We start from the raw sequence: 24,288 nt of genomic DNA on the forward strand, positions 1-24,288 counted from the left end.
ATGGAAAAAGATAAGAACGACCTGCAATATATGTCTAGTGTCAGTGAGGCGATGGCTGAGCAGGCTCCAAAGGGAGCAAGTGCTCTGTTGTGGTTAATGGCTCTGTTTATTGCGATAGCTATTGCCTGGGCGAACTGGGCTGAGCTGGATGAAATCACCCGAGGGGATGGTGAGATTATTCCCTCTAGCCAACTTCAGGTCATTGAAACGCTTGAGGGCGGTGCGGTTTCAGAAATATTGGTTCATGAAGGGGATTTGGTTGAGAAGGGCCAGGTTCTGTTTCGTATTGATGATATTCGCTTTTCCAGTTCACTTAAGGAAAATGAAGTCAGGCAATACGAATTAATCGCCAAAGCGGCGCGCTTAAGGGCTGAGGCTGAAAATAAAGAATTCGTTGCGCCTGCTGATTTCCCTGAAGAATATCGTGCAATGTTACAGCAGGAACAGCATCTTTTTGGTACGCGTAAGGCCGAGATGTTGACAAGCCTGGGTGGGCTCGAGCAACAAGTTGCTCAGCGTGTACAAGAACTAAAGGCTGCACAATCTCAGGAAAAACAGCTGCAGAGAAGTTACGGGTTGCTAAAGCGAGAGCTTGATATTACAAGACCGCTGCTAAAGGAAGGTGTTATTTCGGAAGTGGAATTTCTGCGTCTTAAACGTCAGCTAAATGATCTTCAGGGTGAGCTTTCCGGTGTCCGGCTTAATATTCCTCGTATTGAGTCCACTCTGCAAGAGACAAAGCAAAAGCTGGATGGGGCGGAGCTGCAATTCCGTAACGAGGCTCAAAGAGAGCTCAATGAGGTGGTGGCTGAAGGGGCGAGAATTAAACAGGCGCTGACTGGAATGAGTGACCGAATTGACCGAGCTGAGGTTCGTTCTCCTGTTAAAGGTACGGTTAAGCAAATGCTGGTCAATACAGTTGAAGGTGTGGTTCAGCCTGGGGATGAGTTACTTAATATTATTCCCTGGGAAGATAAGCTGCTTGTTGAAGCCAAGATAAAACCTTCAGATATAGCGAATATCGCCCCGGGGCAGCCTGCAGTGATTAAAGTGTCCGCTTATGACTTTTCGATCTATGGCGGTGTTGATGCGAAAGTGATCTATGTTAGCCCGAGTACCATTGTCGATGAAGAAGGTGAGAGCTTTTACACGGTTCGTTTAGAAACGGAAAAGCCTTTCTTGGGTAATGCGTCTACTGAATTACCTTTAATAGCGGGTATGACAGTGAGCGTGGATATCCTAACTGGTAAGAAAACGGTTATGGCTTACCTTCTGAAGCCTGTTTTAAAGGCAAAAGATAGGGCGTTAACAGAAAGATAGGATATTACATTAGGTTATTAACTTTCTGTTAATCTAAAACTGCTCTAATAGCCACTTCAAAACTAAGGGCTTATCGGTTAGGCTGTAAGGCTATCTTTTAATTGCAGTTCGATAGGTTAGTATCAGACAAATCAGAGCTGCAAGGAAACTTGTTACAACTGACTATTAGATATACTATTGCGCGCCGCAGCATTATTATTTGATAAACCGGTGCCGTGGTTTAGGGATATTATGAAGTTATTCTTCATCGGTAACCGACCGAAAGTTCTGGAACGCTGGAATAAGTTGCTTGTGGACTGGCAACCTTCGGCTGTCGATGTTTCAGAGCTGGTTGGTTTATTGAATACTGAGAGGCAGCTGATTGTTTTGGCTCATTTAAGTTCTTTGAATGAGAATGATAGTCAGCTTCTATTCAGTTTCAAAAGGGATAATCCAGGCGTGATTTTGATTGCCTGTACTGATGCGCCAAACGAGAATGAAGGTGTTTCAGTGCTGCAATCAGGTGCAAACGGATATACAAACACGTATGTAACAGGTTCACTACTCTTCGATGTAGTGAAAACTGTACTCCGTGGTGATATTTGGGCAGGACCTGAACTATTACAAAAGCTGCTTAAACGCTTGCTGAGTAATCCTCCTGTTACAGATAGTAAAGTGGACACCGCAGAGACTGTAGATTGTTTTGAAGGATTAAGTAGTCGTGAGCATGATGTGCTCTCTGTTCTTGTGACAGGGGCCAGCAATAAGGAGATCGCTCGCGAGCTTGATATTACCGAAAGAACGGTCAAGGCTCATCTGAGTTCTATTTTTCAGAAAACAGGTGTAACTGATCGGGTTTCGCTAGTCTTAATGGCTAGTAAGCAACCAGCTTAAGCCCTAAAGGAGTGGGTATAGCGTCGGTTAATGTCGGTGGTGGCTACAAACTATTTATAATTAGGGCGGAAAATTTATGTTCAGGTCGGTGATAGCTGGTGTTCTCATTGGTGGAGCCAGTTTCAGTGTATCAGCAGCTTCTCTGGAAGAGGTGGTCGCAGCGGGGTTAAGCCAGAATCCTGATGTTAATCGTGCTGTCCATTCACGAAATGCGATTTACCAGGAAGTAAAACAGGCGAAAGCGGGATACCTTCCCAAGCTTGATGTTACGGCGGGTTATGGTTACGAGTGGACCAATAACACCACAACGCGTGCTAATGGCAACGATGATGTCGAATTGACCCGTGGTGAAGCAGGTTTAAGTATCCGTCAGATGATCTTTGATGGCTTTGCGACCTCAAGTGAGGTTAAGCGTCAAAAAGCACGGGCGCTATCTGCGGATAAGCGTTTAGTTGAAACCGCAGAATCCTATGCTCTAGATGCCGCTCGTGCCTATATCGAACTTAATCGTCGCGGTACTTTGTTGCAGCAAGCCAAAGAAACGCTGTACAACCATCTTAAAATTTATGATCAGATCAAACGCCGTTCAGAATCAGGCTTAGGTGCGCTCGCATCTATTCAGCAGGCTGAAGGTCGCTTGGCGCTTGCAGAAGTTAATGTACTGGCTGCTGAAAATAATATGCTTGATGCAAAAGCTAATTATCAAAGGGTGACAGGGCTTTCTGTCCCTGAAGAGCTGATCTACCCAGAGTTAGTCAATGTCACAATTCCTGAAGAATTGTCTCAGGCAACTGAGGTGGCATTAAGTAATCATCCAACACTTCAGGTTGCAGAAGCTGATACTATGGCCGCAGTTGCTCAGTACGACGCAGCTAAGCGTAATTATTATCCGCGCGTTGATTTTGAACTGGATAGTACCTGGAATGATGATCTGGATGGCGTTGAAGGTATTAATGAAGACCTGACGGCGATGTTCCGTATGCGTTACAACCTCTATAATGGTGGCGCAGACCGGGCACGTGTTCGCCAGACTCAGCATCAGATTGAAGAAGCAAAATCAGTTCAAACCAACAGCCATCGTGAAGTTGTTCAGAGTATTGAACTTTCCTGGAACGCTTACGATATCCTTTCTCGTCAGTTGCCTCATCTTGAGCAGCATGTAGCGTCCAGTCAGGAAACGCGTAATTCTTATCAGAAACAGTTCAATATCGGTCAGCGCTCATTACTTGATCTGCTCGATACAGAGAATGAAGTGTTCTCTGCAAAAAATGATCTTGTAAATGCTCTGCATGACCAGTTAATTGCTCAGTACCGAGTTGTAAATGGTATGGGTACATTGCTTGATACGCTGAACTTGTCGCTGCCAGAACCTAATCTGGGTGATGTAGAAAACCCTGAGCTGGCAAAGAAATAATTGGCCTGAAAAGGTAAGAAGTTTCAGTATCACAACATAAGTCATTGAAATAGGCAGGGGAACTTAATTAAAATTCCCCTCACAACCTTATTAACAAAAGGGTTGCCATAGGCAGCCCTTTTTCTTTGCATGAAGATACCGCATGAAAGCTCATAAAATCAGTCAAGCTCCTATCCCAATGCGTAGCGTAGGGCCTATCAAAATCACTGGCCCAGTATTGGAAGAGAAAATTTCTGTTCCTTTGGCAACCTATGAAACACCGCTTTGGCCGTCGGTTGGGCGTGGTGCAAGGGTTTCCGCGCTGACTGATGGTATCAAGGCGACTGTCGTTGATGAGCGGATGAGCCGTTCAATCCTCTTGGAAGCAGACGATGCTGAAGCGGCGATGCTTGCGTTAAGCTCTATAAAATCGCGAATGTCCGATATTAATGCTGTGGTTGCTGAAAGCAGTCGTTTTGCAAAGTTGATCGATATGCACAGCCAGATTGTCGCGAACCTTATCTATCTGCGGTTGGAGTTCACAACGGGTGATGCGTCAGGCCACAATATGGTGACTAATGCAGCCGATAAGATTATTCCTTGGGTACTGAGTGAATATCCACAGCTTCGTTACTCCTCAATTTCCGGAAACTATTGTTCTGACAAGAAGGCCACGGCAGTAAATGGCATTCTGGGTCGTGGTAAATATGTAGTTACTGAAATCCTTATTCCAAGGGATGTTTGCGAGCGTCGCCTTAAAACCACGCCTGAAAAAGTGGTGGATCTGAATATTAAGAAGAACCTGATTGGTACCATGGTTGCGGGTGGGCTTCGCAGTGCCAATGCTCACTATGCAAACATGTTGTTGGCTTTCTATCTGGCAACGGGTCAAGATGCTGCAAATATTATTGAAGGCTCGCAGGGTATTGTTCATGCTGAAGTGCGAGACGGGGATCTATACTTCTCCTGTACCATTCCAAATCTGATTATGGGTTCAGTCGGCAACGGCAAAGGCATTGATTTTGTAGAAGAGAACCTGGCTCAACTGGGTTGTAAGGAAGATCGTGAGCCTGGAGCCAACGCACGTAGATTGGCGGCGATTTGCGCAGCCACTGTGTTATGCGGAGAGCTTTCTTTGTTGGCGGCCCAAACTAACCCGGGTGAATTGATGGAAGCCCATCTTAAACTGGAACGATAATGTCTGATCTGACAAATGATCGAAAGATAGAGCATATACAGGCAATTGAGAAAGACCCTCAAACTGACCGTTCCGGTCATTATTTTGATAGGATTCGGCTCTCTCATCGTGCTTTACCTGAGTTGAATCTGGGTGATATAGACACTGGTTGTGACTTTTTAGGTTATCGTCTCAGTTTTCCAATGCTGATATCCTCCATGACCGGCGGTGATCATGAGTTAATTAAACGTATTAATCGTAACCTAGCCGAGGCTGCCGAGCGTTGTAATGTGGCGATGGCTGTAGGTTCTCAGCGAGTCATGTTTACTACCCCAGAAGCTAAAGAGAGTTTTAGGCTTCGTGAGTTTGCACCCAGTGTGCCGCTTATCGGCAATTTAGGTGCCGTACAGCTAAACTACGGCATTGAGAAAGCTCAGGCAGAAGCTGCGATCTCTGTTCTGGAAGCTGACGCGTTGTACTTGCATCTCAATCCACTGCAGGAAGCTGTTCAGCCTGAAGGGGATACAGATTTCTCTGGACTAGCTGAAAAAATTAAAAAGCTTGCGAGTGAGTTGGATGTTCCGGTGCTACTCAAAGAGGTGGGCAGTGGATTGTCTCCTGCGGACATAGAGCTGGGCCTTCAATCGGGTATCAAGTGCTTCGATGTCGCGGGCAGTGGAGGAACGTCCTGGAGCAGGATAGAGCATCATCGCCGTAAAGATAGTAGCGATCTGGGGTTAAAGTTTCAGGATTGGGGGCTGCCAACGCCATTAGCCCTTAAAATGGCAGAGCCCTACTTAAGCAGTGCCACAATAGTTGCAAGTGGTGGCTTAAGAGATGGGATTGATATGGTTAAATCTGTTATACTCGGCGCCTCCTTATGTGGCATGGCTGCCCCGCTGCTTAAACCAGCTATGGAATCGGCTGATGCAGTTGTCGCAGAGATTGAAAAAATCAAAACAGAATTTAGAACCGCTATGTTTCTGCTAGGCGTACCGGATATGCGTACTTTGTACAATAACCACGCCCTCATTGTAGAAGAGTGTTAGGATCGAGACCCGATAATGTCAGTTGGTATTGACGAAATTAGTTTCTATACATCCAATTACTACCTGGATTTACGAACTCTGGCAGAAGTTCAGCAGATCGATTCAGAAAAGTACTATCAGGGCATTGGCCAGGAAAAAATGTCCATGGCTGCTCCGGATGAAGATGTAGTGACCATGGCCGCAAATGCAGCCCAGCCTTTGGTTGAGCGTGTTGGTGCAGATGCCATTACTACCTTAATGTTTGCTACTGAGACTGGTGTAGATCAGTCGAAGGCGGCGGGTGTTTACGTCCACCGCTTGTTAGGCCTTGATTCCAATTGCCGTGTTGTTGAGTTAAAACAGGCTTGTTATAGCGCAACAGCAGCTATTCAGATGGCATGTGCCCTGGTTGCGCGTCAGCCTGAAAAGAAAGTTCTGGTTGTTGCCTCGGATATTGCTCGATATGACCTGGATACTTCCGGTGAAGCAACTCAAGGCTGTGGCGCGGTCGCTGTATTAATTTCTGCCAATCCACGTTTGATCGAGATTGACCCGGAAGTTGGAAACTACACAGAAGATGTGATGGATTTCTGGCGACCCAATTATCGTTCTACCGCGCTGGTTGATGGCAAGTATTCAACTAAGATTTATCTGAAGTCTTTAAAGAAAGCATGGGAAAACTTTGTTGGTGCAAGTTCGCTGGCTTTTAATGACTTCTCTCATTTCTGCTATCACCTGCCATTTAGCCGTATGGCTGAAAAGGCGCACAAGCATCTTGCGAAGATTAACCAGGCAGGGTTATCGCTGGAGCAAATCGAGCAGCAGATTGAAGATACGTTGCATTACAACCGTATCATCGGCAATAGCTATACCGCTTCAATGTATATTGGCCTGACTTCGCTTCTGGAGAACTGTAAGCAGAATCTAGCGGGCAAAAAAGTTGGCTTCTTCAGTTACGGCTCTGGTTGTGTGGCTGAGTTTTTCTCAGGAACCGTTGTAGATGGCTATGAGAAATGCCTTCATACACCTAACCACCAGAAGATGCTGGATGATCGTCAAGAAGTGAGCTATGACGAATATTTGAATCTGTATCGCCACCCGGATCCTCGTGATGGTGAACACCATGATATCCCATCATCTACCACAGGACGTTACCGCCTGGCAGCAATTAGCGGCCATAAACGGGAATACGTTATCTGCTAATGAAGGCACAAGCCCCTGGAAAGCTTATACTGAGTGGTGAGCACTCAGTAGTGTATGGGGCTCCTGCTATAGCGACGGCTGTTGCTCAACAAGCAACAGCTTTTTTTGTGCCCAATAATAGTGACTGCATTGAAATTGTTTCAGCAGGGCTAGGAACGCTCACCTTGCCACTGGTGGATATCGCTAATGGAAAACTCGCTGCTGATGAAAAGTTTTCTGACTTTTCTAATGGTGTACTAGCGATAAACCAAGTGCTGGATCATCCCCTGAAACTCATTGCCTATTGCCTTGCCTATGCCGGGTTTGAACAACCCGGACGCGTATTGATTGAGAGTGATATCCCTACCGGATCCGGAATGGGGTCTTCAGCTGCGGTTATTGCTGCCGTGCTACGCATGGCTGGTGTTAAAGAACCGGCGGAACAATTTGTTCAGAGTATTCGCTATTGTGAAAGACTTCAGCATGGGCGCGGGAGTGTCATCGATGCTTCTGCTGTTGCTTTAGGTGGAATGATCAAGGTCGAATCAGGTAAGGCTGATAAGCTAAATCTCTCCCTCGGGGAGGGATGGTATGTATGGAACAGCGGACAACCAGAATCGAGTACAGGCCAAACGGTTGCCTGGGTGTCTGATCACCACGCTGATAGCGCGATCTGGAAGGACTTCTCTGCGGTTACACGAGAGCTTATTGACTCAATTGGAAATGGCGATCATCCCAGCATTCGCAATTTGGTAAATGAAAACCAACGCCTACTCAATAACATCGGTGTTGTTCCAGAAGCTGTAATGGATGTTACCGATAAAATCTATCAAATGGGTGGCGCTGCAAAAATATGTGGAGCGGGCGCACTCAATGGGCATGCCGGAGGCCAGGTGCTAGCGTACCTGCCAGGAGAGGGTGTGGATCATCTGCAGGATCAGTTGATGATTTCGTTAGCGCCGCTTAAACAAGCATCCATAGGAGCATCTTGTGTCGACGATTAAAGTTAAAGTGCCCGGTAGTATTATGCTCATGGGTGAGCACGCTGTGTTGTTTGGTGAAAAGGCTTTGGCATGTGCTGTGGATAAATATATCCATATAGAGCTGGTGCCTCGTCCGGATTCTGAAATTCATATCGATTCGGCTTTAGCGCAGTATCAAAGTGTTCTGGAAGATATCGCTGACGAGCCTAAGCTGAGTTTTGTTATAGCTGCTGTACGTCGGTATTCAGCAAAGCTTCCTTCTGGTTTTTTACTTCGCATTCAATCTGAGTTCTCACATAAAGTGGGTTTGGGCTCCTCTGCAGCTGTCACTGCGGGTGTTGTTGCGGCACTTTCAGCTTTTACTAATCAGAGCCTTGAGCCTCAAGCACTTTTTGATAAGGCGCTGAAGATTGTCCATCAGGTTCAGGAGGGTCGGGGATCAGGTACTGATCTGGTTGCGAGCATTTATGGAGCCGTGGTGTCTTACCGGGTCGAACCCAGAGAGATTACTTCTCTGCCTGCGTTACCTGAAATATCTCTCTTTTATGCGGGATATAAAACCAAAACGCCTGATGTGCTGAAGATTGTAGAAGCCAAGGCAGTGAAGCAGCCGGAAGTTTATTCAGAGATTTACAAGCTTATGGGGCTGGTGACTGAAAAAGCTGAGGTGGCTCTTAAGCAGAAAAACTGGTTGGCGCTAGGTGAGCTAATGAATAATTATCAGGGATTGATGGATGCATTGGGAGTGTCAGATCGTAGCCTTTGCGACATTATTTATAGCCTAAGAGGGTCAGGCCGTATTTTAGGTGCGAAAATATCAGGTTCGGGTTTAGGGGATTGTGTGTTGTCGCTGGGCAATGATAGCGGTTTAACCCTGCCATACGAGCAGATACCGGTTGGAGTGTCTGCAGAAGGAGTAACAATTGAGTATAACTAAGCAGTCAGTCGTCAACAGTATTCTTACTGAATCCACTCAGCTTGGCACTGCGGCTGAAGCTTTTGCCCCCAGTAACATCGCATTATGTAAGTACTGGGGTAAAAGAGAGGCTGAACTGAACTTGCCAATTAATGGGTCACTCTCAATCTCTTTAGGGGAGCTGGGTAGCAGAACCAGTATTGTTGAATCTGACAGTGGTTCAGACCAAGTTTATCTTAATGACAAGTTGATCGAACCCACTGACCGATTTGCGACGAAGGTGATTAGTTTTCTTAATCTTTTCCGTCGTGAACTGCAGCAACCGGTAGTGATTAAAACCGTTAATAACATCCCAACTGCAGCGGGACTTGCATCTTCTGCTTCAGGTTTTGCTGCCTTGATGTTGGCTATCAATGATTTTTACCGATTTGGTCTCGGCAATGAAGTATTGTCCGCGTTTGCAAGAATGGGCAGTGGTAGTGCATCACGTTCTGTATTTCAGGGTTTTGTTGAATGGCAGAAAGGACTTCGTGAAGATGGCATGGATAGTTGTGCTCAGCGTCTGGATCTGGAATGGCAGGGCTTCAGAATTGGGCTGCTTAAGGTTGCTACAGGCGCTAAAAAGGTCGATTCCCGTGCCGGAATGCAGCGGACAGTAGAATCAGCTCCACTCTATCAAGCGTGGCCTGAGCAAGCCGCTAAAGACCTCCAGACAATCAAACGTGCAATCGAAGATAAAGATATTGAGTTATTAGGTCAGACCGCCGAACAAAACGCCTTGTCTATGCATGCGACCATGATCGGCTCGTGGCCTCCGCTGCTCTATTGGCAGCCTGAATCGGTTGCGGCGATGCATCGGGTATGGGAGTTGCGTGCTCTGGGGGTTCCTGTCTATCTGACCATGGATGCAGGCCCGAATCTAAAGCTTCTATTCACAGCTGAGTATGAAGCGCAGGTTCGCGATGCATTTCCTGAACTGACTGATCTGGATCTGGTCGCTCCTTTCGGTTGATCATAGCAATGGGGCAGGATACGGCTAATCACTCGTGCAATGATGTTGGGTTTATACTAACCCGGCATCAACAGGATGAAGCGCAGGGTATTCAGCTCAGTTATTGGCTTAATTGTTCTGGTCGCTCAGTTTCTGTTTCCATTCCAAATCAGGAAGCAGTTTTTTTTATCCGTGATGAGCAGCTTGACGAAGTGCAAAGGCTCATCGCTCACCTACGTGGCTGGCGAATTGCAAAAGTAGATCTGCAGGATTTCTCCTACCGGGGAGTGCATGCCTTATATGCACAAAGTCTGAAAACTTACCGTCAGATTCAGGAGATTTTGCAGCTCCATTCAATAGCAATGATGGAAGAGGATATCCGTCATGCTGATCGCTATTTAATGGAGCGTTTTATTCAAGGAGGAGTGGAAGTCATTCGAGGGGAAGGGCAGGTAAGGCTTAGGCCCAGTAATCACCATCCTCAGTTCCGCATACTTTCGATTGATCTGGAAACAACCATGCGGGCAGATCAAATTCTTTCTGCCGCTTTCTATGCCGATGACTTTCAGCTAGTCCTAATGCAAGGGCAGGGTATTGATACCGATACGCTTGATTATTGTGCCGATGAAACCACGCTGATCCATAAATTTATTCAGGTAGTACAGCAGTATGATCCGGATATTTTTATTGGCTGGAATGTCATTAACTTTGATTTCAAAGTGCTTAAAAACCGGGCCGATCAACTGAATATTCCATTGTTGTTAGGACGTGATCAGCAGCCTCTCCAGCTTTATCAGTCTGGGCAGGGAAAGGTGTTTGCCAGAATGGCAGGGCGTGTTGTACTGGATGGGATTGATACCCTGAAGGGGGCCACCTATCAGTTTGAAAGCTTTTCTTTAGAAAACGTGTCCAGAGAGTTTTTAGACAGGGGTAAGCTCATCGACCATGTAGATGATCGTGGTGGTGAGATTCAACGCTTGTTTAGGGAAGATAAAGCCTCGCTGGCCAGATATAACCTTGAAGATTGTAAGTTGGTATGGGATATCTTCGAGAAAGCGGATCTTATCAATTATCTAATTGAAAGAGCGCGCTTAACAGGTCTCCCCCTTGATAAAGTGGGTGGTTCAGCCGCAGCCTTCGATAATCAATACTTACCTTACTTACATAGGAAAGGTTATGTAGCCCCGGAGTACGCCTCAGGGATGTCGGGTTTGAGTGCGCCAGGTGGTTATGTGATGGATTCAAAACCAGGATTGTACCGTCAGGTACTGGTCCTGGATTTCAAGAGCCTGTACCCCAGTATTATTCGTACCTTTAAGATAGATCCCTATGGGCTGGCCGAAGGGCTAAAGACTTCAGTGCCCGCTGATGATCTGATTCCAGGATTTAATCACGCTATTTTTTCCCGTAGTAAAACCATTTTACCTGAATTGATTGAGCGCCTCTGGGCGGCGAGGGATCAGGCTAAGCAGTCCTCTAATTCAGCGCTATCGCAAGCGATCAAAATTATCATGAACTCTTTCTATGGGGTATTGGGTTCAAATGTTTGCCGCTTTTTTGATCAGCGTTTATCCAGCTCAATTACACTCCGCGGGCATGAGATCTTGATAAAGACCCGGGATATAATTGAGGAAGAGTTCGGATTTAAGATTATCTACGGGGATACCGATTCGGTATTTGTCTGGCTTGGCGATGATTTCCCTGAAAGCCAGGCTGATGGGAAAGGTTCTGAGCTGGCGTCCTTCCTGAACAAGTGGTGGCAAGATAACTTAGAGGAAAGGTTTCAATTAAAAAGCCAGCTAGAGATCGAATACGAGACCCATTATTGTCGGTTTCTGATGCCGACAATGCGTCACTCCGATAAAGGGACCAAGAAGCGCTATGCTGGCATGAAGCGCTCTGCCGATGGCACTGATCATATGGTTTTTAAAGGTCTGGAAAATGTCAGGACTGACTGGACCATGCTTGCGCGAAAATTGCAGGAACAGCTTTATGAGCGGGTCTTCCTGGGTCAGGAATGGAAACCCCTGTTAAAGAGCACTGTTGAGAGCTTACTAGCAGGAGAGCTGGATGAGCAACTGGTCTACCGAAAGCGTATTCGGCAGCCGCTTGATCAGTATGTTAAAAATAAACCACCCCATGTTCAGGCGGGTCTTAAGGCGGAGCATATCTACAAAGAACGTGGCCTTAATAGCCCTTTCAGCGCGGGTAGCTATATCGAGTATCTCATGACGGTTAATGGTCCGGAACCCATCGAGTTTTCAAGTTCGCCAATCGACTATCAGCACTATCTGGATAAACAGTTAGAGCCGGTCTGTGAATCAATACTTACGTTTATTGGAGAGAGGTTTGAGGATCTGACTGCCCCGCAGGGGAAACTGTTCTAATCGTTGCAGGGCTGTTAATAATTCAGGCTTTTACGTCGATCTGAGTGCCAAGAGGGCTTAAAGGGTCCACGCGCAGTTTTCCGGGCGCGGTCACTTCTAGAAGCTGCATCACCTGTTCGCCAGTTTGTTCTATCTGGTCTTTAGCCATCTCTGCGGATTTTACCGCATGCGTGGTTTGCGTTTGCTGTGCGCTCGCCGCTGTTGATGCTGCTGTAACTTCATTCACTTCCATAACTCAACCCTTGTTGATTACGACTGCTAGCTGTAATCCCTGTCAGCTAAAGTGCTGTTTTAGTGTCATGTTTTAAAAGTAGTGATGAAAAATATCGGCTGGTTGGGCGAAAGCTTGAGGCCGAAAGATGTTTTCTTTATGGGGGTGTATTAGATTTCAGGGAATGCGCCTGATAGGCAAAAAAAGCCACCCAGGTCAGGGTGGCAAAGGTAGTTAAGAGACGAGGTTTAAACGTCTTTTAAGAGAAAGATAACCAATACGCAGGGGCCGTGCGCACCCATCTGTAGTTTCTGCCCGATGTCGGCACTACGTGAAGGGCCGGTAATCATGTTGACTGTACGCGGCATCCCGTCAGGGTTCTGCTCGCGAACCATCTGCCAGGCATCTTCGTAACTTCCGACAATAGTCGATTCACGTAAAACGACTAAGTGGCAGTCAGGTAGAAAGTTCAGGGTTGTCGGGCTTTCCGGGCGTGAATAGAGCATCAGTGTTCCGGTTTCAGCGATCCCCGCCATCGATGTTGTGAGGCTGGCTAAGTCGCCGGATTGCGCAATACGCTGTTCGCGCTTGATATCCCCCAGTGCTGACCAATCAAGTTCATTCAGGCATTGATCACTGGCACTGACCAGGGTTTTAAAATCATGCTTATTTAGCCACTCGGCAGCCGCAGAGGGCAGATCGCTTAAGCTTTCGATATCAATAATCTCAGCTGCAGCGCCGCTTGCCATATCTCTGAACAGCTGAATTTGGCCCGCTTGATCCAGCTGACTGCGTTTAGGAATAATGGTAGCTTTGTGCGCGTTGATGCGACGTGTTGCTGCTGCCTTCTGCGCGGGTGTTGCTTCACCTCGTTTCAGTCCGCGGCGGATATTGCCAAGAATGTCTGCTTTGCTCATCTTATTTCTCCGCCTGCTGTTTTGCTGAAGAGGCTGCTTTCCATTGATCCATAAAGGTCTTGCCTTGCGGTGCTGGCATATCTCGCCAGTCGGTCCAGCCTCCGGCTAAAGGCAACTTTTTAATACGACCTTTTTTGCCTGCGACTGTGCTCATGAACCATGCGGAACTCCGCGCTAGCCAGCGATAGAGGGCGGGGCGTTTAGCAAAGAATGCCCAGCCAGCGATACCAAAGCGGACCGTTTTAGGTGTCAGGTGTTTTTCGAACTCTTTTTCACGCCAGTGGCGCATCATTTTTGGCAGAGGGATACGTACCGGACAAACCTCTTCACACTTGCCGCAGGAGGTCGAAGCGTTAGGTAGATGAGCTGCTTTATCAATACCAATCATTTTTGGTGTCAGTACTGACCCCATTGGGCCAGGGTAAACCCAGCCATAGCTGTGGCCACCAACTGCACCATAAACAGGGCAGTGGTTCATACATGAGGAACAACGGATACAACGCAGCATATCCTGAAATTCAGTACCTACCATCTCACTTCGGCCATTATCGACAAGGACAACGTGGAAGTTTTCCGGGCCATCCTGATCTGTATCGCGTTTAGGACCTGTAGAAAGGGTGTTATAAACGGTGAATTCCTGACCTGTTGCAGATCGTGCCAATAAGCGCAGGAACAGACTCATATCTTCCAGCGTCGGTACCACTTTCTCTATGGATGTGATTACGATATGCGTTTTAGGGAGAGTCTGGGTGAGATCACCGTTACCCTCATTGGTAACAATAATTGTGGAGCCAGTTTCTGCTACCAGAAAGTTGGCTCCGGTCAGCCCAACATCAGCACTAACGAATTCCTTTCGCAGTACTTCGCGGGCTTCTTTCATCAACGCCTGAGGATCTCCTGTTTTCGGACGTTTATGATGTTCGTGGAATGTCTCCGATACGTCGTTGACATTAAGATGGATCGCCGGCGCGATGATATGGCTTGGGTGGTCATCACGCAGCTGTAGAATATATTCACCCAGATCGGTCTCTACAGGGCGAACACCGTTGGCTTCAAGATATTCGTTAAGTCCGGTCTCCTCTGAAACCATCGACTTACCTTTGGTGATCGTTTTGGCATCCACCTGTTTGCAGATATCAAGAATGGCTTTGTTGGCATCTTCTGCGGTACTACACCAGTGAACATGGCCGCCATTTTTTACAACGTTATCTTCAAATTGCTCCAGATAGATATCAAGATTTTGAATAATATGATTTTTCAGATCGCGGGCTTCGTCACGCAGATCCTCAAACTCAGGCAAGCGTTTGATGGCATTGGCGCGGTTAACCGGGAAGCCGTGCTTAAACTGCCCAAGTGCTTCTTGTAGCTCAACATTATGTAGAGCAATACGGGCGTTTTCTTTGAATTGTGGACTCTTAATCTGCATCATAATCCCCGCTTACAGCTCGTTTGCCAGTTCATATTCGGCTTCGCCGATCGCCGGTGTATCGGTCATGCCAGCCAGAATCTCGACCACATGACGCGCCTGAATCTGTTTTCCTTCACGCTTCAGTTTGCCTGCCATATTCAGTAGACAGCCCAGATCACCGCCAACTAACGTGGTTGCGCCTGAATCACTAATGTACTGAGTTTTGTTGGAAACCATGCGGTTGGAAATATCCGGATACTTCACGCAAAAAGTACCACCAAAACCACAGCAGGTTTCAGCTTCTTCCATCTCATTCAGGGTGAGGTTATCGACTTTAGATAACAGCTTTCTTGGCTGCTGCTTTACACCTAATTGGCGTAAGCCAGAGCAGGAATCGTGATAAGTGATCGTGCCTTCGAATGCCGCATTGATACGATCAAAATCAACAATGTCAGTCAGGAACTGGGTGATTTCATAGGCGCGGGATTTAAGATCTTCAGCACGTTTTTTCCACGGATCATTCTCTTCAAAAAGATCTGGGTAGTAGTGGAGCATGCCAATACAAGAACCTGAAGGGCCGACAATATATTCATAACCATCAAAGGCTTCAATCGTCTGACGGGCAATATCTGCTGTCGTTGCCTTATCTCCGGAATTGTAGGCGGGTTGGCCGCAGCAGGTTTGATTTTCAGGGACTTCAACTTTACAGCCCGCAGCTTCAAGTAGCTTAACTGTGGCAAACGCTACGCTGGGGCGAAACATATCGGCTAGGCAGGTTACAAACAGTCCCACCTTAGGATTCTGGGTTGGGTTTGGCATGGTAGTCATCGCTATCAGTTGTCAGCACATCCTGTTGGCTTTCAGGAATCCTCACTGCTGAACTTATTGTTATTTTGCCGGTGCAACCCGACTTGTTATATCCAAAAGATAGTTAATAGATAGCGCAAAAGAAATGCTAAACTATCAACTGGTCTGACCAAGATTTAGGTGAAGGGATGTGGAATAGGGATGAGTACTCTTAAAACTGACAGCTTAAGTGCAACGTTGAGTGAGGTTTTACAGGAGCAGATCCTGTTTGGCGATATTTGCCCGGGGCAGAAATTGCCTTCGCAAAGAAGCTTGTCTGAAAGTCATCAGTTATCCCGGGCGACCGTTAGGGAAGCCATTCAGGATCTTGAATTAAAAGGCATTATTGAAACCTATCATGGTGGCGGCTCTGTCTGCCGTAATTTGCTGGAGAGTCATTTTGACCTTCCTCTAGAAGGCATCGGTGATAATATCGATTTCCAGATCCAGGTTATGGAGATGCGCGCAGCTCTGGAGGGGGAGGCGGCTTACTATGCATCGATCAGAGCAACTGATGAGCAGTTAGCAAAAATCGGTACAGAGTTTGAGGCGATGCAGGCCAGGGATACAGGGAATACCACACTGGCGAAAGCTAAAGCAGATCTGCGCTTTCATATGATGATCGCAGAAGCGAGCCATAATCTGCTGGTCATCTCTTTTAGTCAGATCTTCTACAATCGATATTTTAATGCGATCTACGGGGTACTGGATCGTACACTGAAAAAGTTTGGCCGTTATCCTGATGGTATCAGTGCTCAGCATCTGCAAATTAATCAGGCATTGCAAACCCGCCAGGCGGATTTGGCGCGTCGTGTTGCGACTGAGCATATCGATTTCACCCGGCGCTTATTAATAGACAGCGAATAGGGGTAAATTGGGATTCCTTATCGATCAATCTAAGACTATAGTCCTAATTATTATAAAGGGATTAAAGGGACTACCAAACGCTATGCTGCGTGCCATTGCAACACTTCTTATCAGCGTACTGATGCTCTTCAGTGTGAATATCTATTCAGCGGTGGATCTGCAGAAAGATATCGCTCAACTGCAGCAACAGCTTGATCTATCTGTTAATTCCTCCATCCCTTCAGAGCAGGAAAAAAGGGCCATACAGCAAAAAATAATCAGTGCTCTAAAAGAGCAGGAACTCCTGCAAAACAAGATAGGCTCTTTACAGTCAGAGCTCGAGTTACAGCCCAAGGTTCTGCAGGCTATAGAAACGCGTTTGTCTGAATCGACCTCGCCCTTGCCTGATATCGCCTATGAGATAACGCTGGCAGAGTTGGAAAAGCGTGAAACCCAGACGAATGCCAGGGTTCTTGAGCTTAACCGTACACAGGCAGAATATCGACAAACAGCGTCTCAGGCTGAGGAAAGGCAGCAAACGATTCGTGAGCAATTAGCTAATCTGAAGTTTGTGGATTTCTCTGATGATAAGCCTCAGTTTGCTGAAAACAGCGACCTTGCTACCCAGTTACAATCGGCAAGTTTTGCTGAATACAACTTAAGGCAGCAGGCGTTGGAGCTTGAATTGCTCGTGCTCCCTAAGAGGGCAGAAATAGCCAAATTAAACGGTCAGCTACTTGAACGAGAGCTAAAACTTCAGAATCAGTACTTGAATAGCCTGGGGGAGTTTAAGCAGGTCAGGCAAAGAGCTGAGGCAGAATTGGCGCTAAGGGAGCTAGAAAAAAGCGCTGAAGCTGATTCGGAAGTTCAGGCCATTCAACTGTTGCGTAAAGAGAACCAACAACTCAGTCAGCAACTGAGGGCCCTGTTAGTTGACATAGAAAGCTATGACCAGGAAAGAAGAGCGGAGCAGATAAGGCTTTCCCAGTTAACCACATCCTTTAATCTGATACGGCAACAATTAGAGCTGGAAGTCAGCCATATCACTCCTGCACAGATCCAGTTTATTTTTGAAAACAGAACGGCTCAGGATACCAGGAAGGTATCTCAGGAAATTGCACAGCTTCGTTTACAAAGGGCTCAGTTGGAACAGCGTCTAAATGTTAGCGGCGATAAACAGGCCACTCAGGAGGCCATGCCCTCACTTAATAAAGCTCAGCTACGTCGATTTCAAAATCTGCTTGATGATCAGAAGCAGCTACTTAATCAGCTGAGTGATGCGCAATCCCAACTGAGCCTGAAACTGAATCAAATCCTCAATATACAAAGGCAGGTTAATCAGCAGATCAGTAGTAATCGGGAAACGATCAGCCGCCACTTGCTATGGAATCCGGTTACACCTGAACTGGATAGTTCTTGGTTTAAAGAGATCGGTATCTCATCAGAGCAGGTTTACGGGCGTCTGGTTCAAGCGACTGAGCAACCACTGTTTAAGAGTAATGATAAAACACCTGGGCGTATTGTGCTCTTCATCGTCATTATGTTGGGTGTACTTTGGCTCAGAGGGTATGCGGCATCGCGAACATCTTTATGGGCGAAGCAGCTTGGGAATGTTGTTCATGACCGGCTTATGCATACCTTTAAAGCGGTGTTGCTTGGCCCGCTGCTGACGATCTATCTGCCAGCCGGCTTGTTAATTGTCGGAAAAAACCTGGTTAATCAGAGTCATCCGGATGCGGATCAGCTAGAAGCAATGCTACAGGTCGTGGCGATACTGGGGTGGTTCTTACTTTCAATGCGTTTCTGGCTAACAACGCCGGACGGGTTGTTCTGTATCCATTTTGGGGTCAGCGAAGAGCTGTGTTTGTTGCTTCGTAAACTGGCTTACTGGGTATTGCTGGTGTGTGTGCCGTTGATCATGTTCCATGCTTATATCTGGGACATTGACAGCGATGAGATGCGTTCAGGGCTGGTGAGATTGGTTATCTTCCTGTTGCTGTTTTCCATTGGCTATCTGTTCTTCAGGCTATGGCGATCAGTACCGCAAATTAACCAGATTATGAAGTCTAAAAGCTGGTGGCTCAGAGCAGAGCTCTGGCTGTCTTTACTGATACTGGTTAATTTCTCGCTCATTGTTTTGGTCGGGCTCGGCTATACCTTTACCGTAAACCTTATTTTGTATGCTGGCTCACAGCTGGCGTTCTTGCTCCTGCTGACTTTTATGTTCTACAAACTGGGCTTGCGGTTGGTATTGATCTCTGAGCGCCGATTGGAGTTTGATCGAGCGAAAGCCAGACGCGCAGAAATATTGGCCGCTAGGGAGAACCCAGACGAAGAACCCCCTCTGGAAACCAACTATCTGAATATGCAGACCATTTCAGACCAGTCACGTACGTTGTTGAAGACAGCAACGGTGGTGGTATTAGGGATGTTGATCTGGGCTGGGATGGGAGGTTACCTACCGCTATTTGGGGTGCTCGATAACATCGAGTTATGGAGTAGTGTCACCAGCGATGGGGAAACGGCGCTGGTCACCCTGAAGTCAGTTATTTTTGGTGTGGTTGTTCTGTCTCTCTGCTTACTTGCCGCCTATAACCTGCCAGGTTTGTTAGAGCTATTGATTCTGAGGAATCTGGACCTGTCTCCAGGTACCGGTTACGCGATTAGCTCGTTATTAAAGTACACACTGATTATGGTCGGTATCTTGTTGGCATTTTCAAGCTTTGGCTTGGAGTGGGGCAAGTTACAGTGGCTGGTTGCCGCGTTGGGTGTGGGTCTGGGCTTTGGTTTACAGGAGATTGTCGCCAACTTCGTCTCTGGCTTAATTATTCTGTTTGAAAAACCTGTGCGTATCGGAGACACGGTAACGATAGATGGACTGACCGGAACGGTGACCCGAATCCAGATACGCGCAACCACGATTACTGACTGGGATCGCAAAGAGGTGATTATTCCGAACAAGGCGTTTATCACCCAGCAACTGATCAACTGGTCGTTGACTGACTCAATCACCCGAGTGGTTGTGCCAGTGGGGATCGCTTATGGTTCGGATACTGACCTGGCCCGTGAGCTGTTATTAGAAGCGGCACAGGAAGAGGAGCGAGTGCTGAGAGATCCAAAACCTGAGGCATTCTTTACCCAGTTTGCCGATAGCTCTCTCAATCTGGAGTTGCGTTTTTATGTTAGCGCGATGGTCGATCGATTAGAGATGAATCACAGGGTTAATACACGGGTAGCAGATAAGTTCAAACAGGCCGGCATTGAGATCGCATTCCCGCAGCTGGATGTGCATTTGAAAAGAAACTAGGTGGCCTAGCCGCCTGGTTTTTTTTCAACTATAATGCCGCTCCCCGCACCGTACTTGGTTTGTACGACATCGGGGCTGTATAGAATTCAATAAGTGGCCTTACGTATGGGTCACCACTGATACCAAGGAAATAACATGCCTGTAATTACCCTGCCTGATGGTAGCAAGCGCGAGTTTGCTAACCCTGTTACTGTATTTGAAGTTGCCGCTGATATTGGTGCTGGTCTGGCGAAAGCTGCACTGGCGGGCAAAGTCGACGGTCAAGAAGTTGATACCTCCTACACCATTGAAAATGATGCTGACCTGGCAATCATCACTGCGCGTGATGAAGCAGGCCTGGAAGTGATTCGTCACTCCACAGCGCATTTGATGGCGATGGCTGTTCAGGAGCTGTTCCCAGGTGCTCAGGTAACAATCGGGCCTGTTATTGAAGATGGTTTCTACTACGATTTTGCATATGAACGTCCATTCACGCCTGAAGATCTGGAAAAGATCGAGAAGAAGATGGCTGAACTGGCGAAGCAGAATCTACCCGTTACCCGCTCTCTGATGAGTCGTGATGAAGCGACTAAGATGTTTGATGAGATGGGTGAGAAGTATAAGGTTGAACTGCTACAAGCAGTCCCAGACTCGGAAGATCTGTCTTTCTATTCTCAGGGCGACTTTATCGATCTATGCCGTGGTCCACACGTACCATCAACTGGCCATATCAAAGCTTTCAAACTGATGAAGGTTGCTGGAGCATACTGGCGTGGTGATTCCAACAACGAGATGCTGCAGCGTATCTACGGTACAGCATGGGGCGATAAGAAAGCACTTAAAGCCTACCTACACCGTCTGGAAGAAGCAGAAAAACGTGACCACCGTAAGCTGGGTAAGCAGTTAGATCTGTTCCATCTGCAGGAAGAAGCACCAGGTATGGTGTTCTGGCACCCTAAAGGTTGGGCGCTTTACCAAGGTATCGAACAATACATGCGCCAAAAGCTTCGTCCGCGCAAGTATGTTGAAGTTAAGACCCCTCAGGTTGTTGAACGTACTCTATGGGAAAAATCAGGTCACTGGGAAAAATTCTCTGAAGAGATGTTTACTACCCACTCTGAGAACCGTGATTTTGCTGTGAAACCAATGAACTGCCCATGTCACGTTCAGGTATACAACCAGGGTATCCGCTCCTATCGTGATCTGCCATTGCGTATGGCTGAGTTTGGTTCTTGTCATCGTAACGAACCATCCGGCGCGCTGCACGGTATTATGCGTGTTCGCGGTTTCGTTCAGGACGATGGTCACATTTTCTGTGCTGAAGATAGCATCCAGAGTGAAGTATCCGAGTTCATCGACTTCCTGCATGAAGTGTATGCAGATTTTGGCTTCCAGGAGATTCAGTACAAGCTGTCTACACGTCCTGAGAAACGTGTGGGTAGCGATGAAGTTTGGGATAAGTCTGAGAAAGCCCTTGCTGATGCACTGGATAACGCAGGCCTTAAATGGGATCTGTTGCCAGGTGAAGGCGCGTTCTATGGTCCTAAGATCGAATTCTCACTGAAGGATTGCCTGGGTCGAGTATGGCAGTGTGGCACCGTTCAGGTCGATTTCTCGATGCCTGGCCGCCTGGGTGCACAGTTTGTAAACGAGCAGGGTGAGCGTGAAACGCCAGTAATGATTCACCGTGCAATTCTGGGTTCATTCGAGCGCTTTATCGGTATTTTGATCGAAAACTATGCAGGTGCATTACCAACTTGGTTGGCACCTGTACAGGCTGTTGTAATGAATATTACGGATAAACAGGCCGATTATTGCGAAAAAGTTGTCCAAAATCTTGAAAATAAAGGATTCAGGGCCGAGTCGGACTTGAGAAATGAGAAGATCGGCTTTAAAATTCGCGAGCGCACTTTACAGAAGGTTCCATATCTTCTTGTAATTGGCGATAAAGAAGTAGAGGCAGGAGCGGTTGCAGTCCGTACTCGCACAGGTGAAGACCTGGGATCTATGCCTCTAGATGAATTTGTAAACCTTCTTGGCAGTGATGTCGCTAAGAAAGGTCGTCAGGACTCATAAGTCTAAATAAAGTCAGGAGATACGACTATCAGGCGTGATAATAGAAGGGGCGCTCGTAGAGAAGAGCCCATGATCAATGAGAATCTACTGAAAGTAGCTAAACAGTGCAGACTTATTGGTCCAGACGGAACACAGATTGGCATCGTACCGGTAAACGACGCTCTTGAGGCAGCTCAAGAAGCGGGACTTGATCTGGTTAAAATCTCTGAAGCTGATCCCATCGTTTGTAAAGTGATGGATTATGGCAAGCATCTTTATGAATTGAAGAAGCAGAAAAATGAAGCCAAGAAGAAGCAGCATCAGGTCCAGATCAAGGAAGTGAAATTCCGTCCTAATACGGAAGAAGGGGATTATCAGGTAAAACTACGCAACCTGATACGTTTCCTTGAAGCAGGAGATAAAGCCAAGATAACACTACGTTATCGCGGCCGTGAGATGGCTCATCAGGAACTGGGTATGCAGCTCCTCCAACGAATTGAAAAAGAGTTGGAAGAGATGATTACCGTTGAACAGCGTCCTAAGATGGAAGGCCGTCAACTGGTCATGGTCATCGCTCCGAAGAAGAAAAAGTAACTCGTTACTTTCCTTAACCCGTGACTGCCTTGAAAAAGACAGCTACGGGTTTTGTCGTTTGTTTCGTGTGAAAAAAAAATTAACGAATGCGTGGAGATTTTAGTAATGCCTAAAATGAAATCCAATAGTGGTGCGGCTAAGCGTTTTAAGAAAACCGCTAACGGCTTTAAACACAAACAGTCTTTCACTAGTCACATTCTGACTAAGAAATCTACAAAGCGTAAGCGTCAGCTTCGCCCTATGCTGCAGGTACACGCTGCAGACAAGGCGTTGGTTCGTCGCATGCTGCCTTACATTTAATCGATTTTTTAGTTAACAGAATTTAGAGGAAGAAAGACATGGCTCGCGTAAAACGTGGTGTTATTGCTCGTCGTCGTCACAAGAAGGTCCTGAAAAAAGCAAAAGGTTATTACGGTGCTCGTAGCCGTGTATTCCGCGTTGCTAAACAGGCAGTTATCAAAGCTGGTCAGTATGCATACCGTGACCGTCGTCAGCGTAAGCGTCAATTCCGCGCTCTGTGGATTGCTCGTATCAACGCTGGTGCACGTCTGAACGGTCTGTCTTACAGCCGTTTCATTGCTGGTCTGAAAAAGGCTAACATCGAAATCGACCGTAAGGTTCTGGCTGATCTGGCTGTTCACGAAGCTGGCGCATTTGCTGCAATCGTTGAGAAAGCTAAAGCTTCTCTGGCGTAAGCAAGCACCCAGTGTCGTGTAAACGACTTTATTGAAATAGGGGAAGGGTGCGAGCTCTTCCCCTATTTTTTCGGTTTTTTTGCTTAGTTTTTAGTGTTTGAACGCTAAGCCAAACGACTGAATTACAGATTATCTCCGTATAGTTGGAGCCGGATAATGGAAAACATTCAAAGCCTGTTGTCAGCAGGTGCCGAAGCGGTTGCTAAAGCAACCTCCACTCAAGAACTGGATGAAGTGCGTGTTCAGTACCTGGGTAAAAAAGGTGAACTGACTGCCCTACTTAAAGGGTTAGGTAAGCTGACACCAGAAGAGCGTCCGCAGGCGGGTGCGAAAATCAATGAAGCGAAGCAAGCGCTGCAGGAAAAGATCAATGCACGCAAAACTGAGCTGGAATCCGCTGCACTTGAAGCAAAACTGGCGGCTGAAACCATTGATGTTACTTTGCCTGGTCGTGGTCAGGAGCTGGGTGGCCTTCACCCGGTGACTAAAACGATGGAGCGTATTGAAGAGTTTTTCGCGTCTATCGGCTACACCGTTGAAGAAGGTCCTGAAATTGAGGACGACTACCACAACTTTGAAGCATTGAATATTCCTTCGCACCACCCGGCACGTGCGATGCATGACACGTTCTACTTCAATGCTAATACGCTACTGCGTACTCACACGTCTGGCGTACAGGTCAGAACGATGGAGTCTCAGGAACCTCCACTGCGTATTATTTGCCCAGGCCGTGTATACCGTTGCGATTACGATCAGACGCATTCACCCATGTTCCACCAGGTGGAAGGCTTGATTGTGGATAAAAATATCAGTTTTGCTGATCTGAAAGGCACACTGGAGCAGTTCCTGCGCGCATTCTTTGAAGAAGATGTACGTGTACGTTTCCGTCCTTCTTACTTCCCATTTACTGAACCATCTATCGAAGTCGATATCGATCGTGGCGATGGCAAATGGCTGGAAGTACTCGGTTGCGGCATGGTGCATCCAAAAGTATTTGAATACTCTGGTATCGATCCAGAAGAGTACACCGGTTTTGCATTCGGTATGGGTGTAGAGCGTCTGGCTATGTTGCGTTACGGCGTGAATGACCTGCGTCTGTTCTTTGAAAACGACCTGCGTTTCCTGAATCAGTTCAACTGATCAAGACAAACGTTTTAGCGGTTATTAACAGGATTTTCGG

Annotated in this window: 21 protein-coding genes; 17 read left to right on the top strand and 4 right to left on the bottom strand. The window is 47.0% G+C overall.

Annotated elements, in window-relative coordinates:
* The 10 genes from MED92_RS15325 to MED92_RS15370 all read left to right on the top strand — a co-directional run bounded on the left by MED92_RS15325 (position 1) and on the right by MED92_RS15370 (position 12,250).
* Positions 1–1,320, top strand: a complete 1,320-nt coding sequence (locus MED92_RS15325; RefSeq protein WP_007022487.1) for an HlyD family type I secretion periplasmic adaptor subunit — start codon at positions 1–3, stop codon at positions 1,318–1,320.
* Positions 1,321–1,551: 231 nt separating this feature from the next.
* The gene (locus tag MED92_RS15330; protein ID WP_007022488.1) at positions 1,552–2,193 is read left to right on the top strand and encodes a response regulator transcription factor; all 642 of its coding nucleotides are present in this window, start codon (positions 1,552–1,554) and stop codon (positions 2,191–2,193) included.
* 76 nt (positions 2,194–2,269) lie between these two features.
* A complete protein-coding gene (locus tag MED92_RS15335; RefSeq protein ID WP_007022489.1) occupies positions 2,270–3,607 on the top strand; it encodes a TolC family outer membrane protein in 1,338 nt (445 codons plus the stop codon).
* Positions 3,608–3,749: 142 nt separating this feature from the next.
* Complete coding sequence (locus MED92_RS15340) at positions 3,750–4,784, top strand: hydroxymethylglutaryl-CoA reductase (protein WP_007022490.1); 1,035 nt, start codon at positions 3,750–3,752, stop codon at positions 4,782–4,784.
* Complete coding sequence (gene fni / locus MED92_RS15345) at positions 4,784–5,812, top strand: type 2 isopentenyl-diphosphate Delta-isomerase (RefSeq protein WP_007022491.1); 1,029 nt, start codon at positions 4,784–4,786, stop codon at positions 5,810–5,812. The genes MED92_RS15340 and fni overlap by 1 nt, the downstream gene beginning before the upstream one ends.
* Before the next feature lie 15 nt (positions 5,813–5,827).
* On the top strand, positions 5,828–6,994 hold the full coding sequence (locus MED92_RS15350) for a hydroxymethylglutaryl-CoA synthase (RefSeq protein ID WP_007022492.1): 1,167 nt from the start codon (positions 5,828–5,830) through the stop codon (positions 6,992–6,994).
* Positions 6,994–7,977 carry a mevalonate kinase family protein gene (locus MED92_RS15355; RefSeq protein WP_007022493.1) on the top strand — a complete coding sequence of 328 codons (984 nt, stop codon included), beginning with the start codon at positions 6,994–6,996 and terminating at the stop codon, positions 7,975–7,977. Before MED92_RS15350 ends, MED92_RS15355 begins: the two co-directional genes overlap by 1 nt.
* Complete coding sequence (gene mvk, locus MED92_RS15360) at positions 7,964–8,893, top strand: mevalonate kinase (RefSeq protein WP_007022494.1); 930 nt, start codon at positions 7,964–7,966, stop codon at positions 8,891–8,893. The genes MED92_RS15355 and mvk overlap by 14 nt, the downstream gene beginning before the upstream one ends.
* Positions 8,880–9,884, top strand: a complete 1,005-nt coding sequence (gene mvaD / locus MED92_RS15365) for a diphosphomevalonate decarboxylase (RefSeq protein WP_007022495.1) — start codon at positions 8,880–8,882, stop codon at positions 9,882–9,884. Before mvk ends, mvaD begins: the two co-directional genes overlap by 14 nt.
* 8 nt (positions 9,885–9,892) lie before the next feature.
* Complete coding sequence (locus MED92_RS15370) at positions 9,893–12,250, top strand: DNA polymerase II (protein ID WP_007022496.1); 2,358 nt, start codon at positions 9,893–9,895, stop codon at positions 12,248–12,250.
* Positions 12,251–12,272: 22 nt separating this feature from the next.
* On the opposite strand, the gene MED92_RS15375 is transcribed toward MED92_RS15370, so the two are convergent.
* From MED92_RS15375 to MED92_RS15390, 4 genes are all read right to left on the bottom strand, one after another.
* Positions 12,273–12,482, bottom strand: coding sequence for a hypothetical protein (locus MED92_RS15375; protein ID WP_007022497.1), 210 nt, complete (start codon positions 12,480–12,482; stop codon positions 12,273–12,275).
* 227 nt (positions 12,483–12,709) lie between these two features.
* Positions 12,710–13,378: a LutC/YkgG family protein gene (locus MED92_RS15380; RefSeq protein WP_007022498.1), complete on the bottom strand. Its 669-nt coding sequence runs from the start codon at positions 13,376–13,378 to the stop codon at positions 12,710–12,712.
* A 1-nt stretch (position 13,379) separates the two neighbouring features.
* Complete coding sequence (locus tag MED92_RS15385; protein ID WP_238321524.1) at positions 13,380–14,807, bottom strand: LutB/LldF family L-lactate oxidation iron-sulfur protein; 1,428 nt, start codon at positions 14,805–14,807, stop codon at positions 13,380–13,382.
* Positions 14,808–14,816: 9 nt separating this feature from the next.
* Complete coding sequence (locus MED92_RS15390; RefSeq protein WP_040663117.1) at positions 14,817–15,605, bottom strand: (Fe-S)-binding protein; 789 nt, start codon at positions 15,603–15,605, stop codon at positions 14,817–14,819.
* Between the two features lie 189 nt (positions 15,606–15,794).
* Between MED92_RS15390 and MED92_RS15395 the strand changes: the two genes are divergently transcribed.
* From MED92_RS15395 to pheS, 7 genes are all read left to right on the top strand, one after another.
* Positions 15,795–16,499 (top strand): FadR/GntR family transcriptional regulator, encoded by a 705-nt coding sequence (locus MED92_RS15395; protein ID WP_007022501.1) that lies wholly within the window; start codon positions 15,795–15,797, stop codon positions 16,497–16,499.
* 82 nt (positions 16,500–16,581) lie between these two features.
* The gene (locus MED92_RS15400; RefSeq protein ID WP_007022502.1) at positions 16,582–19,785 is read left to right on the top strand and encodes a mechanosensitive ion channel domain-containing protein; all 3,204 of its coding nucleotides are present in this window, start codon (positions 16,582–16,584) and stop codon (positions 19,783–19,785) included.
* A 135-nt stretch (positions 19,786–19,920) separates the two neighbouring features.
* On the top strand, positions 19,921–21,840 hold the full coding sequence (thrS, locus tag MED92_RS15405) for a threonine--tRNA ligase (protein ID WP_007022503.1): 1,920 nt from the start codon (positions 19,921–19,923) through the stop codon (positions 21,838–21,840).
* A 69-nt stretch (positions 21,841–21,909) separates the two neighbouring features.
* On the top strand, positions 21,910–22,413 hold the full coding sequence (gene infC / locus MED92_RS15410; RefSeq protein WP_007022504.1) for a translation initiation factor IF-3: 504 nt from the start codon (positions 21,910–21,912) through the stop codon (positions 22,411–22,413).
* A gap of 105 nt (positions 22,414–22,518) precedes the next feature.
* Positions 22,519–22,713 (top strand): 50S ribosomal protein L35, encoded by a 195-nt coding sequence (gene rpmI / locus MED92_RS15415; RefSeq protein ID WP_007022505.1) that lies wholly within the window; start codon positions 22,519–22,521, stop codon positions 22,711–22,713.
* A 38-nt stretch (positions 22,714–22,751) separates the two neighbouring features.
* Entirely contained in the window at positions 22,752–23,108 is a 357-nt protein-coding gene (gene rplT, locus MED92_RS15420; RefSeq protein WP_007022506.1) for a 50S ribosomal protein L20, read from the top strand.
* Between the two features lie 156 nt (positions 23,109–23,264).
* Positions 23,265–24,248, top strand: a complete 984-nt coding sequence (gene pheS / locus MED92_RS15425) for a phenylalanine--tRNA ligase subunit alpha (RefSeq protein WP_007022507.1) — start codon at positions 23,265–23,267, stop codon at positions 24,246–24,248.
* Positions 24,249–24,288 lie beyond the last annotated feature (40 nt).

It is taken from the genome of Neptuniibacter caesariensis (assembly GCF_000153345.1).
Lineage (GTDB): Bacteria > Pseudomonadota > Gammaproteobacteria > Pseudomonadales > Balneatricaceae > Neptuniibacter > Neptuniibacter caesariensis.